Here is a 16,399-nt window from a genome sequence, read left to right as displayed (position 1 = left end):
TCCCCCCCCCCCTCCCCCCCCCCCCCCACCACCCCCCCCCCCCCCCCCCCCCCCCCCCCGCCCCCCCCCCCCCCCCCCCCCCCCCCCCACCCGTATATCCGCTTACGTTCTTCCCGCTGTCGCGGCCAGCCCAGTTGCGCCGCCGGCCAACGGTGGCCGTCCACAAGGGAGATCGGGGGTGCGTTCATGCGGATCGGGATGATCACGGACCGCGGGTACCCGTACGCGAACGGTGAGTCCGCGCTGTGGCGCGAGCGACTCGTGCACGGGCTCACCCAGCACGACTTCGACCTCTACGACCTGTCCGGCCGCCACGGCGAGCACGCCTGCGACCGCGGCGGGAGAAGCATCATCGGCGTGGAGGTGGACACCGCGGCGGGCGCCGGACGGTTCGGGCGGCGCGACCGGAGGATCCTCGCCGCGCACCTCCGGGAACTCGCCGGATCGCTCACCGGGAGCGACGGCGACTTCGCGGCAGGCCTGTACGGCCTGGCCGCCCTCGCCCGGGGCCGGGGCGCCGCGCTCGACACCGCGCTCCGCTCCGAACTCGCCGTACGTGTCCTGGAGTCCGCCTGTCGTGCGCCCGGTGCACAACAGGCCGTGCACGCCGCGCGGGTGCCCGACCTCCTGGCCTTCGCGGGTCTGCTGGTCGCCGCCCTCCGCCCCCTCGCACTCGACTGGTACACCGACGAGCTGCTCGGCGCGGCCGACCTCTGCCATGCCTCGTCCGGCGGAACGGTGGCGCTGCCCGGCCTGCTGGCCAAACGCTTCTGCGGGGTTCCCCTGCTGGTCACCGAGTACGGCGCCCCACTGCGCGCGCACTACCTCGCGGCCGGCGCCCGGGCCGGGGCTCCGGCCCACCCGACCCCCGTACGTGTCCTGCTCGCCGCCTTCCACCGTCGGCTCGCCGCCGAGGTCTACCGGCAGGCCGCCGTCATCACCCCCGGCAACGCGCACACCCGCCGCTGGCAGGAACGCTGCGGGGCCGACCGCGCCCGGCTGCGCACCGTCCACCCCGGGATGGCGGCGGACCGGTTCACCGCCGTGGGGGAGAGCGGTGACGGCGGCGACCCCGCCACGCTCGTCTGGGTCGGCCGCGTCGAGCCCACGAAGGACCTGATCGCCCTGCTGCACGCCTTCGCCGAGGTACGCAGGGCGGAGCCGGGAGCCCGGCTGCGGATCGTCGCCGTGCCGCCCCGGCGGCCGGCCGGGGCGGTGGAGGGGACCGGGTCCTGCCACGGCACCGGCCGCCCCGGGCGGTCCGGCCAGGACCCCGAGGCGGCGGCCTACCTGGGCCACTGCCGCGCCCTCGCCGCCCAGCTCTTCCCCGACGAGGCCCGCCATGCGCACGCCGTCGGCGACAACCCCGTCTCCTTCGAGGAACTGGGCGACCCCGACGTCCCGTCCACCGCCGACGCCTACGCCGCGGCCGGGGTCGTCGTCCTCTCCAGCGTCGTGGAGGGCTTCCCCACCGGGCTTGTGGAAGCCATGTTCTGCGGCCGCGCGACCGTCTCCACCGACGTCGGCGCGGTCGTCGAAGTCATCGGCGGCACCGGCCTCGTCGTCCCGCCCCGCAATCCGCGCGCCCTCGCCGACGCGTGCATCACCCTGCTGCGCGACCCGGAACGCCGTGCCCGTCTGGGTGCGGCAGCCCGCGCCCGGGCGCTCGAACTCTTCACCGTCGAACAGAATCTGATGGCATTTCACAGAATCTACCTGGAGATCGTCTCGCGCTGCCCCGTGCGGCGCGAGGCCGTCGGCGAGCACGGCGAACCCCTTCCGTTCGCCGCACCCGCGGAGTCCCACGTCCCCGTCCCCTGGTCGGCCGCCGGCCTCCGCACCCCCGCACCGGCCGGCGACCGGACGGAGGCCGTCCGATGACCCGGCCGTCCTCCCCCCCGCCCGACCCTGGATCCGTGCCCACGCCGGACCCGGTTCCGGCCGGTCCCGCGTATGCGGCCGGGGTGCGGAGTGGTGCCGCGGACCCCGTGAAGACCCTGCTGCACCGGCACCGGGATCTGTGCGAACGGGCCGTCGATCCCCTGGAGATAGCCGCCGGGCTGGAGGCACGCGGAATGACGGACCGCGCGGCCGCGCGCTTCCGGCACCGCGATGTGTTCTCGCTTGCCGAGGAGCTGTACGCGCGGGTGCCCCGCGGGACCGAAGGGTCACCGGACCCCGCGCCTCCCCGCGACCCCGGTACTACCGAGCACGGCCGCCGCCGGACGGCGTGGGCCGTCTGGGCGCTCGGACCGCCCGTGCTGGCCGGGCTCACGGCAGTCGGCGCCGCCTCGCCGGACGGGCCGCGCACCGGCGTCCTCGTGGCCGGCGGCCTCTGCACCGCCGTCATCACCGTGCCGGCGCTGCGCCGCGGCCCGCTGCACGCGCCCCACGCCGGCGCGGCACCGGGAATCGCCACCCTGTGGCTCGTCGCCCACGCCGTGTTCGGCGACGGCCTCCTCGACGCGGCCCTGCACGGGCGCGCCGCGGGACCCTCGCCGCTCATGGCTGCCCCCGCTCTTGCGCTCGCCTGCGCCGTCCTCCCCGCCGTCTGGTGCGCGCACCTGCTGTCCGTACGGGCCCGGCGCATGCTCGACGCGAGCCGCGGGCTGTCCGAGTTCGCCTCCCGGGCCCGGCCGCTCGTTCCGGCCGTCGCCCTGGTTCAGCTGTGCGCCCTGCTCGGCCTGCTGCTCGTCCTCCGGGTGCCGCCGCTGCCCACGGCCGCCCTCGGCATGCTGCTCTTCCTCGGCCGGCTGCTCCTTGCGCACGGCGTCACCCGCGCCGCGACCGGCTGGCTCACCGCCGCCGCGGCCGCCGAGGCGCTCGCCCTCGCGTCGGCGTACGCGGGGCTCATCCCCGGCTGCGCGGTACTCGCCCGCCCCGTCGAGGCGCTCGTCCACGCCTGGGGGCCGGCCGCCGTACCGGCCGCCGTCTGCACGCTCGCCGCATCGGGGCTCCTCGCCCATGCCACCGCGGCGCTCTCCCGGGCCTCCGCCCACGCCCCGGTCCGGGCCTGAGACGCCCCGCGCGGCGTCCCGGCCCCCGGCCTCGCTCAGTTCGCAGAAGGAGACCAGAACATGACCGCCCAACCCACCCCGTCCCACCGGTACGGGAGGGACGCACGATGAGGGTGCTGCTGATCGGTGCCAACGGGTACCTGGGCCGCTTCGTCGCCGACCGGCTCCTCGCCGACCCGGCCGTGCAGCTCACCGCGCTCGGCCGCGGCGATGACGCCGACGTCCGATTCGACCTCGCCACGGGCAGCCCGGGCGCGCTGACCCGATTCCTGGACGCCGTCCACCCCGGGGTCGTCATCAACTGCGCGGGCGCCACCCGCGGCGGCGCCCGCGATCTCACCCGGCACAACACCGTGGCCGTGGCGACCGTCTGCGAGGCGCTGCGGCGCAGCGGCTGCGGGGCCCGCCTCGTCCAGCTCGGCTGCGCCTCCGAGTACGGGCCGTCCCAGCCGGGCTCGTCGACCGCCGAGGACGCGGTGCCCCGGCCCGGCGGCCCGTACGGGGTCAGCAAGCTCGCCGCGACCGAACTGGTGCTGGGCTCCGGACTCGACGCGATCGTGCTGCGGGTCTTCTCCCCGGTCGGCCCGGGCACCCCGGCCGGTTCGCCGCTCGGCCGGCTCGCGGAGGCGATGCGCCGTGCGATGCAGTCGGGTGACGGTGAGCTCAGGCTGGGGGGCCTCGGTGTCCAGCGCGACTTCGTCGACGTGCGGGACGTGGCGCGGGCCGTGCACGCGGCATCGCTGTCCGCCGCCCAGGGCGTGGTCAACATCGGCACCGGCCGCGCGGTGAAGCTCCGGGACGCCGCCGCCGTCCTCGCCCGGGTCGCGGGATTCGCCGGGACCCTGAACGAGCTGGACCCCCCGCCCGGCTTCCCCGGGGCGGGCGCCGTGCACGCGGGCGAGGCCGGCCGGGCCCGCCTCGCCGGAATGCCTCCCGCACCGCGCGCCAACGACGTGGTCATGGAGCACCTCACCGCGCCGTACCCGTACCCGGACGGCTGCGGCAGCTGGCAGCAGGCGGACGTCCGGACCGCCCGCGACCGGCTCGGCTGGCGGCCGCGCATCAACCTCGAGGAGTCCCTGGCCGACATCTGGATGGAGGCGGCGTGTCGCATCTGACCACTCCACGCACACAGGAGGCGGCGACCGGCGCCGGCCGGCCCGGATTCGGCGTCCCCGGCTTCGCCCACCCGCTGCTCGCGCACGCCGAATGGGCCGGGCTCACCCGTCCGGGGACGCCGTTGCACTGGGTGGTGCTCAACGTCGACGACGGGCCCGGCGACCGGCCCGATCCGCAGTGCCTGGAGGCGGCCGGGGGGCTCGGCAACGCGGGGGTTCGCGTGCTGGGCCACCTGGACACCGCGCACGGTGAGCGCCCATTCGGGGAGCTGGTGTCGGACGCGCAGCGGTTCCTGGAGTGGTACCGCGTCGGCGGCTTCCTGCTGGACCGCTGTCCCACAGAACGGGACGACCTGCCCGCCATCCGGAAGCTCACCGCCACGCTGGACGCGTTGCTCGACGGGGCGCACCTGGTGCTCGGGCACGGCACCCACCCCCACCCGGGCTACGCGGAGGCCGCGGACCAGCTCGTCACCTTCTCCGGGCCATGGTGCGAGTACCGCTGGTCACAGGTGGCGGAGTGGACCGCGGACCACCCGGCGGAGAGGTTCTGCCACCTGGTCCACGGCGTGCCGCGCACCCATCTCGAAGAGGCCCTGCGGATCGCCCGCTGGCAGGGTGCGGGCACGATCTTCTTCACCGACCGGAGCGGCCGCGACGGACAGAGCCGCCCCTACGAGGCCATGCCCGGCTACTGGGACGAAATCGTCTCGCGTATCGGACCGGGTATCTCGGAATGAGAAGGAGCGTGGCAGTGTTACGGGTAGTTGTCCCTCGCCGAGCGGGGATAGTGCCCTAATGATTAGTCCCTGAATGATCGAGCAACGGAGATCCCGTGTCGCTGCCACCCCTGGTCGAGCCAGCCGCTGAGCTCACCGTCGACGAGGTCCGCAGGTACTCCCGCCATCTGATCATCCCCGACGTCGGGATGGACGGACAGAAGCGGCTGAAGAACGCCAAGGTGCTCTGTGTGGGCGCCGGCGGTCTGGGCTCGCCCGCCCTGATGTACCTCGCCGCGGCAGGTGTCGGCACGCTCGGCATCGTGGAGTTCGACGAGGTCGACGAGTCGAACCTGCAGCGTCAGATCATCCACAGCCAGTCGGACATCGGCCGTTCCAAGGCGGAGTCGGCGCGCGACAGCGTCAAGGGCATCAACCCGTACGTGAACGTGGTCCTGCACGAGGAGCGGCTCGAAGCCGACAACGTGATGGACATCTTCGGCCAGTACGACCTGATCGTCGACGGCACGGACAACTTCGCGACGCGCTACCTGGTCAACGACGCCTGCGTGCTGCTGAACAAGCCGTACGTCTGGGGTTCGATCTACCGCTTCGACGGCCAGGCGTCGGTCTTCTGGTCCGAGCACGGTCCCTGCTACCGCTGCCTCTACCCGGAGCCCCCGCCGCCGGGCATGGTGCCCTCCTGCGCCGAGGGCGGTGTGCTGGGCGTGCTCTGCGCGTCCATCGGCTCCATCCAGGTCAACGAGGCGATCAAGCTGCTCGCCGGCATCGGCGAGCCGCTGGTCGGCCGACTGATGATCTACGACGCCCTGGAGATGCAGTACCGCCAGGTCAAGGTCCGCAAGGACCCGGACTGCGCGGTCTGCGGCGAGAACCCGACCGTCACCGAGCTCATCGACTACGAGGCCTTCTGCGGTGTCGTCTCCGAGGAGGCGCAGCAGGCGGCGGCCGGCTCCACGATCACTCCCAAGCAGCTCAAGGAGTGGATCGACGACGGCGAGAACATCGACATCATCGACGTCCGGGAGCCGAACGAGTTCGAGATCGTCTCGATCCCCGGGGCCCGTCTGGTCCCGAAGAACGAGTTCCTGATGGGCGGTGCCCTCCAGGACCTTCCCCAGGACAAGAAGATCGTCCTGCATTGCAAGACGGGTGTCCGCAGTGCGGAAGTCCTCGCGGTCCTGAAGTCCGCGGGCTTCGCGGACGCGGTCCACGTCGGCGGCGGCGTCATCGGCTGGGTCAACCAGATCGAGCCTCAGAAGCCCGTCTACTGATCACACATCGTGGCGGGGTGCGACGTTGGTTTGCACCCCGTCCTTGTGTTGCTGGAACACGGCCGTCATGGGCGGTCGTTGTCGTGGTCTACCCCCTTCGGGCGGGCGTACGGTTGAAGATATGGCCGGTGCCGTGCGCCGGTGCGCGTCAGGGTGACGGGCTTCGCTGGGGCTGCCGCCATCTGGGCGGGTGCCACCCCGGGTAAGCGGTGGCCGGCGAGCTTGTCTGGTCCCACCCCAGGGTGAATGAAGACCGAGGGGAGAAAGGCCATGCGTGGCAAGCGCTACGCCATTCGACTCAGCCCAGTGATCGTTGCCTCTCTGGTGTTCCGCCGGCTCTTGCCGGGGGAGCGTTGAGCGCCCCGTCTCCGACTTCCGCGGTGGTCACAGGCCTGCCGCAAGGCGAGGACGACCAGCCCGGCTACAGCAGCGGCAAGATTCGAGGTGAAATCGACGGCAGGTCGTGCGATTACAGGGCGAATGAGTATCTGCCGCAGTTCCCGAAGGAACAACACCAGGCGTTCAACTCGGGCTACGCGGCGGGCTTCAGCAAGGAATGCCCGGATGAGGAGCTGACGAAGAAGAAGGCGCGGCAGCAGGAGCCCACCGAGAAGCAGGATGAGAAGAAGGAGAAGAAGGAGCAGAAGGAGTAGAAGCCGAAGGACGAGCCCCAGCACAACGATCCTGCGGTGAACCCGAACCCGAACACTCCCGACACGCAGCACAACCCGCCCGACACGACGGGCGACCAGCAGCAGCAACAGCCGCAGCCGGTGCACTAGACGAGTTACTTACCGGACGACCTGCCGGAATCGTCCCATCATTCACTCGACCTGAACGGCACCGCAACACCCCTGACCTGCACAGCAGTCGGCCCCTGCTCAGCTGCACGTGATCCCGGACTTCGGCACCGTCCCGTCCAGCAGGTACGCGTCCACCGTTGCCTGGACGCACCGGTTGCCGCTGCCGTACGCGCCGTGCCCCTCGCCCTTGTACGTCAGCTCCACGGCAGCGCCCTTGCCCAGCTCCTCGGCCATCTTCCGGGCGCCCTCGTACGGGGTCGCCGGGTCGCCGGTGTTGCCGATGACCAGGATCGGCCCCGCTCCCGGTGCGCTCACATCAGGGGTCTCCCACTGCCCGGGCACCGGCCACTGGGAGCAGTTCAGCATGCCCCAGGCGAGCAGGTCGCCGAAGACCGGCGACGCCTTGCGGAACTCTGACAGTTTCGCCTTCACCTGCTCCGGTGAGTAGCGCTCCTTGTAGTCGACGCAGTTGATCGCGGCGTTGGCGGCCTGGAGGTTGCTGTACGAGCCGTTCTGGTCGCGTCCGTTCAGCGCGTCGGACAGGGCCAGCAGCAGCTGCCCGTTGCCGCCGTCCGCCTCGTCCAGGCCCTGTTCGAGCAGCGGCCAGTACTCCTTCGAGTAGAGCGCCTGCGCGATGCCGTTGGTGGCCTGCGTCTGGGTCAGCTTGCGGGAGCCGACCCCCTCGATCGGCTTCTTGTCGAGCGACTTCAGCAGGTCGATGATCCAGGCCTGGACCTCGGCGGCCGTACTGCCCGGCAGCGCGCACTTGTCACCGCGGTCCACGCAGTCCTGGGCGAAGTTGCCGAGCGCGAGCTGGAACCCCCGGGCCTGGCCGATCGCGCCCTCCTCCGCGGTGGCCGTCGGGTCGACGACGGCGTCGAACACGGTCCGGCCGACGTTCTTCGGGAACAGGTGGGCGTACACCCCGCCGAGCTCCGTGCCGTAGGAGATCCCGAAGTAGTTCAGCTTCTCGTCGCCCAGGGCCTGGCGGATCAGGTCCAGGTCGCGCGCGGCGTCGGTGGTGCCGACGTACGGCAGCATCCCCTCCGAGTTCTTCTCGCACGCCTGCGCGTAGTCCTTGAGATTGCGGAGGTACGTCTTCTCCTCGCCGGTGTCGTCCGGTGTCGCGTCCTGTGCGTAGAACGTGTCGAGCTGCTCGTCGTCCTTGCACTCCACGTCCGCGCTGTTGCCCACGCCCCGCGGGTCGAAGCTCACCAGGTCGTACCGGGAACGCAGCTTCTCGAAGTCCTCGGCGGCGGCGGGCATCGTGGCGACACCGGATCCGCCCGGGCCGCCGAAGTTGAAGACCAGGGAGCCGAGCTTGTTCGCCCGGTCGACGGCCGGCGCCCGGACGAGGGCGATCTCGATCTTCTCGCCGCCCGGGTCGGCGTAGTCGCGCGGCGCCTCGATGGTTGCGCACTCCCACTCCGCGCCGTCGGGGAGCGTGGTCGGCGCCTGACCGGTGCCCTGGGCGGGGGAGGGCGGCGGGCACTTGTCCCAGACCGGTTTCTGCGCTGCGAGGGAGCTCATCGCGGCCGACGGGTCCTGCTTCACCTCGCCCCCACCGGCGGCGCCCGAGCATCCGGCGGCCAACAGGAGGAACGCTGCGGCGAACGCCAGGCCACGCCAGGCGGGGGTGATCTGCATGGCACCCATCGTGCGCCGCGCGGCTCCGCGCCGCAGGTCGGGGGCGGCAAGCGGGTATCCGGGGTGTTCCGGCCGTATGCGGGGGTGGTGCGGGAGTCCGGCGAGTTTGTCGGCTGTCCGGCAGGTGGTGCGACATCCAGCAGATGGTGTCGGTCGTCCAGCAGATGGTGTCGGTCGTCCGGCGGGTGTGTCGGTCGTCCGGCGGGTGGTGCCTAGAGCGCTTCCTTCCGGGTCAGATGGTTGAAGCACAGCCAGCCCGGCAGCACCGGCAGCCAGAAGGTCAGCAGCCGGAACAGCAGCACGGCCGAGGCGGCGATGGGGCTGGGCAGTCCGGCCAGGGTCAGCGCGCTGGTGAGGGCGAAGTCGATCGCCCCGATACCGCCCGGCGTCGGCGCGGCGGAGCCGATCGCGTTCGCGGTGAGGAAGACGACGGCGACGCTCGCGAAACTGATCTCGTTGTGGCCGGCCCCGAACGCCCTGATCGACGCGTCCAGGCACAGCACGAACGCCAGTGTGAGCAGCAACATCCCGCCGATACCGGTGATCAGCCGCTGCGGCCGCTGCAGGACGTCCAGCATGCGCGGCACGACACCCGCGAAGAGCGACCGCACCCGAGTGGACACGAACTTGCGCAGCGGCGGGACGGCCGTGACCACGAGCGTCAGCACGGCAGCCGTCAGCAGACCGGCGATCACTGTGCGGGACGGCGAGAGCGGCTGGGAGCGTTCGGTGCCGGTCAGGTAGCCGAAGACCATCAGCAGCAGGATGTGCGAGGCCAGACCGAACAGCTGCGACGCGCCCACACTCGCCACCGCGAGCCCCGGCCGCACCCCGGCCCGTTGCAGGAAGCGGGTGTTCAGCGCCACGCCGCCGACCGCGGCCGGTGCGACGAGCTTCACGAAGGACCCCGCCACCTGCGCGCTGACCGTCCGCAGGAACGGCACCCGCTCGGGGACGAACCCGAGCAGGGCCATCGCCGCGGCCGGATAGCTCAGCGCCGAGAACAGCACGGCCGCCGCCACCCACCCCCAGTGCGCGTTGGTGACCAGCTCGCCGAACTTGATGTGCGTCAGCTGCGACAGCAGGAAGTACGCGGCGAACGCACCCGCCACGACGCTCACCAGCGTCCGCGGCTTGATCCGCTCCAGGCGTACCGGCTCGACCGGCGCCTGCGGCCGGATCAGCAGCACCTGATGGCGGATCTGGGTGAGCAGGTCCTCCTCGCGAGCCGTCTCCAGCGCCTCTTCGAGGGCCTTCTTCTCGGCCTTCTCCGCCTGCTTGTCGGCTTGTCTGTCGGCGTGCTTCCCGGCCCGTACGGACTTGCGGCCGGCTCCGGTCCCCGCCGCGTGCACCTCGCCGGCGCGCTCGTGGTCCTCCCGCGCCTCCTTGGCCGCAGCGGACGCCTGGAGGACCGCCTCCCGTTCCCGCTGGGCCCGCTCGCGGCCGAGCCGGCGCAGCGTGGCCCGGGTCGACCGGCTGAGGGCGATCGGCTGGAGCAGCGGCAGGCTGTCGGCGACCGCGTCGGGGCCGAGGACCTCGACCGCCGAGCGCACCGCGCGTTCGGCACCCACCCGCAGACCGAGCGTGGTGACCAGCTGGGCGACGTCCATGCGCAGCACGATGTCGCCGGCGGCGATCTCCCCTCCGCGCAGGTCGGTGAGGAAGACCCTGCCGGAACGATCCACCAGAATCGCCTCACCCACCAGCCTGCGGTGCGCGATGCGCCGCGACTGGAGCGCGTACACCTGGCGCCAGGCCCCGTGCAGCAGCTCGTCCGTGATCTCCGCGTCATCCAGGGCGTCCAGAGTGCGTCCGCCGATGTGCTCGTAGACGAGCATCACGGCGTCGGGGCCCAGTTCCGACGTGGCGATCAATCGCGGTGCGTTGGCGCCCGCGGCGATCGCCGCGTAGGCGAGCAGCGCCTCCGCCTCCAGGGCCTGCCGCAACGACTGGAGGGACCGGCGGGTGGTGAACGCGCGGAGCGTCATCCGACGCCACACCCGGTAGAAGAAGCCCTGGGCCTGCTGCTCCCGGTCGACGACGGTGACATCCAGGGGCGGCCCGTCCTCCAGCGTCACGAGGTAGCGGCGGCCGCGGTCGCCCTGGTCCTGGGAATCGGCCGTCTCCTCGGCGCGCATCGCCGTCACCGGGCGGAAGCCCACGTGCCGCAGCCCGGCGAGCAGGGTCTGCCCGGTGGGCCGCACGTTCGGCGAGCCGACCGCGTAGAGCGTGCCGTAGGCGACGGTCCAGCCGATGAGGACGGTCACCACGATGGAGAACGGAGTGGTGAGACCCCCGACCAGGACCGCGAACGAGTTGAGCAGCAGGACCACCCAGAGCGCGACCCGCCAGCGTGGTCTGCGGGCCATGCCGACCGCCGTCATATAGGCGATCACGGGTGCGAGGTAGCCGTGGACGGGATCGGTGAGTCCGCCGCCGACCGCGGGCTGGGTCAGCGCGTCCCTGATCGAGTCGTGAGCACCCCTGGCCACCCACAGGTCCGTGGCCAGGGCCACCCCGTGGGCGAGTACGGCGGCCAGCACGCCGTCCGCGATGCGCAGCCCGTCCCGCTTGATCAGCCGCTCGATCGCGAAGCCGACCGGAAGGATCAGCACGGCGATGCTGGACGCCAGTCCGGCGAGCTTGATCAGCAGGTCGGGCGCCTGGCCGGTGCCCTTGGTGATGTCCTGCTCCAGGCCGGACGTGGTGCCGTGGGCGAACGCGGCGATGGCCAGCACCACCGCGATGGCGAGGATGCCGGTCAGCATCCGGACCAGGTCGGAGGGGCGGTGGACACGGGCGGGGAGCAGCGGCTCGTCGCCGGAGACCCGCTCGGTGTGATCTTCGTCGTCGCCGTCGGGTTCGTCGTCCCTGTCGGGTTCGTCGCAGCGGTCGGGTTCGTCGTCCTGGGGCCCCTCGTCGCCGTCGGGGCCGTCGTCACGGGGCCCGTTGTCGCCGTCGGCGCGGCCGGACCCCGGGGCGGAGCCCGTGCAGTCCGGGTCGGAGTCCGTGCCGTCCGGGGCGGTGCCCGGGGCCTCGACGGAGACGTGGTCGGTGAGGTCGCCGGGGTGCGCGGTGCCATGGGGACGTGCGGTGTCGTCGGCGTGCGTGGTGTCGTCCGGACGTGCGGTGTCTTCGGCTCGCGGTTCGCCGTTCCCGTTCGGCGTGTTCACAGCGGATTCGTACCGCAAGGCGTCGTCGGGCTCCGGGCGCGCCGATGCGTCGCGGGAGCCCACCGCCTCGGGTGGCGTCACGCCCTGCTCCCTCGTCGTCTCAGTCCGGTCTCTGTGCTCTCGTATCACCTGTCACCGCCCGGACGATGGTGGCACGACCGGAGTGGGCGCGGGGGCATCAGGGTGCTTTCCGTTCCCGCACGGCGTTGTCGGTGGCATGGGGCAGGATGGGCGGGATGAGCCGGAAGAGCGATGGGCAGCCGGAGCCGTCCGAGTACCCCGAGTACGCGGATCGGGTGCTGGAAGTCGCGGAACTGATCCCTCCGGGCCGGGTGATGACCTACGGGGACGTCGCCGAATGGCTGGGCGAGGGCGGCCCCCGCCAGGTCGGCCGGGTCATGGCCCTGTACGGCGGCGGGGTGCCGTGGTGGCGTGTGGTGCGCGCCGACGGGCTCCTCCTGCCCGGCCACGAGCTGAGCGCCCTCGACCACTACCGCGCGGAGGGCACGCCGCTGCGGGAGGCCGGCCGGGCGGCCGAGGGCCATGTGCCCCGGCTCGACATGCAGCGGGCCCGCTGGGACGGCGGCGGGGGCGGTGACGGTGAAGAGGGTCACAACTGACAGCTTCCGCCATCCGGCGCCACCGGGTGACGTCGAAGGACCGGACGGATGACCGCGCGCAGGTCTGTGCGGACGGCGGGGGCTCCGCCCGTGGGTGTCCCGGCCCGGTCGTGAAGGCGCCCGTACGCGGCGCGGCCCGGGAGACGGGGCCGCGGATGGGACAGCGGACGGGGCCGCGGACAGGCCGTACGCAGCGACCGCGGGCCGACCGTACGACGGGATCATGGCCGGACCGTACGACGAGACGGTCGTCGGACCGTACGACGGGAGCGTGATCGGACCGTACGACGGGACCGCGGGCCGCGCATCCGCTGCGGGCCGGTCTCCCACTGCCGTAGCGTCGTCTCCTGCGCGCGGCCCCGCGCACCTGCCAGACCCAAGAACATCAGCACACCCACCAGGACCGGCGATCCACGTGAGCTCCTCCTCCACAACCCGGCGCACACCGCACCAGCAGCAGGTGCGGCGGGGGACCGCGGGCGCGTACCGACTGGTGCGTACTCCGCCGGGCCCGGTGGATCCCCCTCAGCTGGACGCACACCAGCGTGCGGTGGTTGACCACGGGCAGGGCCCGCTGCTCGTCCTCGCGGGACCGGGCACCGGCAAGACGACGACGCTGGTGGAGGCCGTCGCCGAGCGCATCGCGCGCGGCACCGATCCCGAACGGATCCTCGTCCTCACCTTCAGCCGCAAGGCCGCGGTGGAACTCCGCGACCGGATGGCGCTGCGGCTCGGCGGTGCGCGCGGACCACAGGCCACCACGTTCCACTCCTTCTGCTACGCGCTGGTCCGGGCCCACCAGGACGGCGACCTCTTCCAGGAGCCGCTGCGACTACTGTCCGGCCCGGAGCAGGACGTCGCCGTCCGTGACCTGCTCGCCGGCCAGATCGCGCTCGCCCGCGACGGACTCGCCGCGGTCCGCTGGCCCGACGAGCTGCGCGCCTGTCTCACCACCCGCGGCTTCGCCGACGAGGTGCGCGCCGTGCTCGCCCGCAGCCGCGAACTGGGCCTCGGCCCGGACGCGCTCGCCGCCTTCGCCCGCCGCATAGGGCGGCCTGACTGGTCCGCGGCGGCGGCGTTCCTCGCGGAGTACCTCGACACGCTCGACATGCAGGGCGTCCTCGACTACGCCGAACTGGTCCACCGCGCGGTGCTGCTCGCCGAACGTCCCGGGTTCCGTTCGCCGTACGACGTCGTGCTGGTCGACGAGTACCAGGACACCGACCCGGCGCAGGTCCGGCTGCTCCGTGCGCTGGCCGGGAACGGACGCACCCTGCTCGCCTTCGGCGACCCCGACCAGTCGATCTACGCGTTCCGCGGCGCCGACGTGGGCGGCATCCTGGAGTTCCCGGACGCCTTCCGCCGTACGGACGGCCGCCCAGCGCCCGTCCGGGTCCTCACCACCTCGCGGCGCTCCGGTGCCCGTCTGCTGGCCGCCACCCGGCTGCTCACCCAGCGCATGCCGCTCACCCGGCTGCCTGCGGACAAGGTCCGCGCCCACCGCGAGCCGGTCCCCGTACGGCCCGGCGGGCGGGTCGAGGTCTACACGTATCCCACCGCGGGCACCGAGCTCGACAACATCGCCGACATCCTCCGCCGCGCCCACCTCGAAGAGGGCGTGCCGTGGAACGACATGGCCGTCCTCGTCCGAGCCGGCGGCCGCACCGTCCCCTCCGTCCGCCGCGCCCTCACCTCCGCGGGCGTCCCCGTCGACGTCGAGGGCGACGACCTGCCCCTCCGTCACGAACCGGCGGTCGCCCCCCTCCTCTCCGCGCTCCGCGCGGCGGCGGCCGCGGCGCTGGGCACCCGGCAGGCGCCCACCGAGCCCGCACCGGCCACGGACGACGCGTCGGGGACGACGGTCCCCTCCGACGCGGCCGACGTCCCGGACGGCATCGACGGCACGCATGACATGCACAACCCGCACGGCGCGCACGACCCGCAGGACGTGGACGGTACGCAGGACCCGCAGGACGTGGACGGCGACGGCGAGGCACCGGAGGAAGGGGCCGATGCCGACGCCGAGGCACCGCAGGAACGGGCCGATGCCGATGCCGGGGCGGCGGGCCCGTTCGACACCGAGACCGCGATCGCCCTGCTCACCTCGCCCCTCGGCGGAATGGACGCAGCCGACCTGCGGCGGCTCGGCCGGGCGTTGCGCGACGAGGAGCGCGCGGCGGGCAACCGAGTGCCGCCGCCTTCCGACGAGCTGCTCGCCCGCGCACTCGCGGAGCCCGAGCGTCTGGTGGTGCACGACCCGGCGTACGCGCGCGGTGCGCAGAACCTCGGCTTGCTGCTGCGCAAGGCGCGCGAGCTGCTCGCGGGCGGCGGCACCGCAGAGGAGGCCCTCTGGGTGCTCTGGGACGGCACGCCCTGGCCACGGCGTCTGGAGCGCGCGGCGCTCCGCGGCGGTGCGGCGGGCCGCAATGCCGACCGTGACCTCGACGCGGTGTGCGCGCTGTTCGACACCGCCGCGCGCGCCGAGGAACGCACCGGTGGCCGTGGCGCGCTCAACTTCCTGGAGGAGCTGGACGCCCAGGACATCGCCGCGGACACGCTCTCGAAACGCGTGGTCCGCCCCGACGCCGTCCGGCTGATGACGGCCCACCGCTCCAAGGGGCTCGAGTGGGGCCTCGTCGTCGTGGCAGGCGTGCAGGAAGGCCTGTGGCCCGACCTGCGCCGCCGCGGCTCCCTGCTGGAGGCCGACCGCATCGGCCGGGACGGGCTCGCCGAACCGCTGACCCCCGGCGCCCTCCTCGCCGAGGAACGCCGGCTCTTCTACGTCGCGGCGACCCGCGCCCGCGACCGGCTCGTCGTGACCGCGGTGAAGGCACCGGCCGACGACGGCGACCAGCCCTCCCGGTTCCTCACCGAGCTGGGCACGGAACCGAGGGACGTCACCGGCCGCCCGCGCCGTCCGCTGTCCGTCGCCGCGCTGGTCGCGGAGCTGCGCGCCACCACCGTCGACCCCGAGGCGTCGGACGGCCTCCGCGACGCGGCCGCCCGCCGTCTGGCCCGGCTCGCCGCGCTCGCCGACGACGAGGGGCAGCCCCTCGTACCGTCGGCGCACCCGCACCGCTGGTGGGGTCTGTACGAGCCGACGCGCAGCGCGGCCCCGCTGCGCGACCGCGACCGTCCCGTCGCACTGTCCGGCAGCGCGCTGGACCAGCTCGCCGGCACCTGTTCGCTCCAGTGGTTCCTGAGCCGGGAGGTGAAGGCGGACGCCCCGGCCACCGCGGCCCAGGGGTTCGGGAACGTGGTGCACGTCCTCGCCGACGAGGTCGCCTCCGGCCGTACCCCCGCCGACCTCGCCGTCCTCATGGAGCGGCTCGACTCGGTGTGGGACGCGCTCGCCTTCGACGCGCCGTGGAAGTCCCGCCAGGAGAAGGACAACGCGCGCGCGGCCCTCGAACGCTTCCTGCGCTGGCACGTGATGGACCGGGCGGGACGCACCCCGGCCGCCACCGAGCACGCCTTCGACGTGACGCTCGAAGCGGGTGCCTACGAGGTCCGCATCCGAGGTTCGATGGACCGCGTCGAACAGGACGCCCACGGCCGGGCCTACGTCGTCGACTTCAAGACCGGCAAGTCGGCGCCCACCAGGGACGAGGTGGCCCACCACCCGCAGCTGGCCGTCTACCAGCTCGCCGTCCGCGAAGGCGCCCTCGACGAGGTCTTCGACGGCCGCCGCCCCGAGCCCGGCGGCGCCGAGCTCGTCCATCTGCGCCAGGCTGCCCCCAAGAAGGAGGGCGGTGACGCGGTGCCCAAGGTCCAGGCCCAGGAACCGCTGTCCGGCGCATGGATCGGCGACCTCCTCGCCACCGCGGCCGGCCGCGTCCTGGACGAGCGCTTCACCCCGTCCGCCGGCACCCACTGCGCCACCTGCACCTTCCGCGCCTCGTGCAGCGCCCGCCCGGAGGGGCGCCACGTCGTGGAGTGAGCGAGTCGCCCGAGAAGCCGGGGTGCCCGAGGTGACCGGGACGACCTGGGCGGTGGGCCCTGGTCCC

General features: G+C 73.1%; 10 protein-coding genes. 8 read left to right on the top strand and 2 right to left on the bottom strand.

Annotated elements, in window-relative coordinates:
- The first annotated feature begins 186 nt into the window (after nt 1-186).
- From ACZ4Z5_RS01810 to ACZ4Z5_RS01785, 6 genes are all read left to right on the top strand, one after another.
- The gene (locus ACZ4Z5_RS01810) at nt 187-1,881 is read left to right on the top strand and encodes a glycosyltransferase (protein WP_468255093.1); all 1,695 of its coding nucleotides are present in this window, start codon (nt 187-189) and stop codon (nt 1,879-1,881) included.
- Nucleotides 1,882-1,916: 35 nt separating this feature from the next.
- Nucleotides 1,917-3,017: a hypothetical protein gene (locus ACZ4Z5_RS01805; protein WP_468255090.1), complete on the top strand. Its 1,101-nt coding sequence runs from the start codon at nt 1,917-1,919 to the stop codon at nt 3,015-3,017.
- 107 nt (nt 3,018-3,124) lie between these two features.
- Nucleotides 3,125-4,135: an NAD-dependent epimerase/dehydratase family protein gene (locus ACZ4Z5_RS01800; protein ID WP_468255087.1), complete on the top strand. Its 1,011-nt coding sequence runs from the start codon at nt 3,125-3,127 to the stop codon at nt 4,133-4,135.
- Nucleotides 4,123-4,875 (top strand): spherulation-specific family 4 protein, encoded by a 753-nt coding sequence (locus ACZ4Z5_RS01795; protein ID WP_468255085.1) that lies wholly within the window; start codon nt 4,123-4,125, stop codon nt 4,873-4,875. Before ACZ4Z5_RS01800 ends, ACZ4Z5_RS01795 begins: the two co-directional genes overlap by 13 nt.
- 95 nt (nt 4,876-4,970) lie before the next feature.
- Entirely contained in the window at nt 4,971-6,149 is a 1,179-nt protein-coding gene (gene moeZ / locus ACZ4Z5_RS01790) for an adenylyltransferase/sulfurtransferase MoeZ (protein WP_468255083.1), read from the top strand.
- A gap of 380 nt (nt 6,150-6,529) precedes the next feature.
- On the top strand, nt 6,530-6,802 hold the full coding sequence (locus ACZ4Z5_RS01785; protein ID WP_468255080.1) for a hypothetical protein: 273 nt from the start codon (nt 6,530-6,532) through the stop codon (nt 6,800-6,802).
- 228 nt (nt 6,803-7,030) lie between these two features.
- On the opposite strand, the gene ACZ4Z5_RS01780 is transcribed toward ACZ4Z5_RS01785, so the two are convergent.
- Together ACZ4Z5_RS01780 and ACZ4Z5_RS01775 are read right to left on the bottom strand one after the other, a co-directional pair.
- The gene (locus tag ACZ4Z5_RS01780; RefSeq protein ID WP_468255077.1) at nt 7,031-8,599 is read right to left on the bottom strand and encodes an alpha/beta hydrolase; all 1,569 of its coding nucleotides are present in this window, start codon (nt 8,597-8,599) and stop codon (nt 7,031-7,033) included.
- Between the two features lie 212 nt (nt 8,600-8,811).
- Nucleotides 8,812-11,853 carry a lysylphosphatidylglycerol synthase domain-containing protein gene (locus ACZ4Z5_RS01775; protein ID WP_468255074.1) on the bottom strand — a complete coding sequence of 1,014 codons (3,042 nt, stop codon included), beginning with the start codon at nt 11,851-11,853 and terminating at the stop codon, nt 8,812-8,814.
- A 146-nt stretch (nt 11,854-11,999) separates the two neighbouring features.
- Between ACZ4Z5_RS01775 and ACZ4Z5_RS01770 the strand changes: the two genes are divergently transcribed.
- Both ACZ4Z5_RS01770 and ACZ4Z5_RS01765 read left to right on the top strand, forming a co-directional pair.
- The gene (locus tag ACZ4Z5_RS01770; protein WP_468255071.1) at nt 12,000-12,392 is read left to right on the top strand and encodes an MGMT family protein; all 393 of its coding nucleotides are present in this window, start codon (nt 12,000-12,002) and stop codon (nt 12,390-12,392) included.
- A 415-nt stretch (nt 12,393-12,807) separates the two neighbouring features.
- Nucleotides 12,808-16,332 carry an ATP-dependent helicase gene (locus ACZ4Z5_RS01765; RefSeq protein WP_468255068.1) on the top strand — a complete coding sequence of 1,175 codons (3,525 nt, stop codon included), beginning with the start codon at nt 12,808-12,810 and terminating at the stop codon, nt 16,330-16,332.
- The last annotated feature ends 67 nt before the right edge of the window (nt 16,333-16,399 follow it).

Source organism: Streptomyces sp. NPDC030222 (genome assembly GCF_055573115.1).
The sequence above is the reverse complement of the archived record's forward strand: the minus strand, read 5'-3'. Positions and strand labels throughout refer to the sequence as shown.

What these genes read in the sequence shown, in the direction of transcription:
- ACZ4Z5_RS01810 (WP_468255093.1), top strand. Translation starts at nt 187, where the DNA reads ATGCGGATCGGGATGATCACGGACCGCGGGTACCCGTACGCGAACGGT.
- ACZ4Z5_RS01800 (WP_468255087.1), top strand. Translation starts at nt 3,125, where the DNA reads ATGAGGGTGCTGCTGATCGGTGCCAACGGGTACCTGGGCCGCTTCGTC.
- ACZ4Z5_RS01780 (WP_468255077.1), bottom strand. Translation starts at nt 8,599, where the DNA reads ATGCAGATCACCCCCGCCTGGCGTGGCCTGGCGTTCGCCGCAGCGTTC.
- ACZ4Z5_RS01770 (WP_468255071.1), top strand. Translation starts at nt 12,000, where the DNA reads ATGGGCGGGATGAGCCGGAAGAGCGATGGGCAGCCGGAGCCGTCCGAG.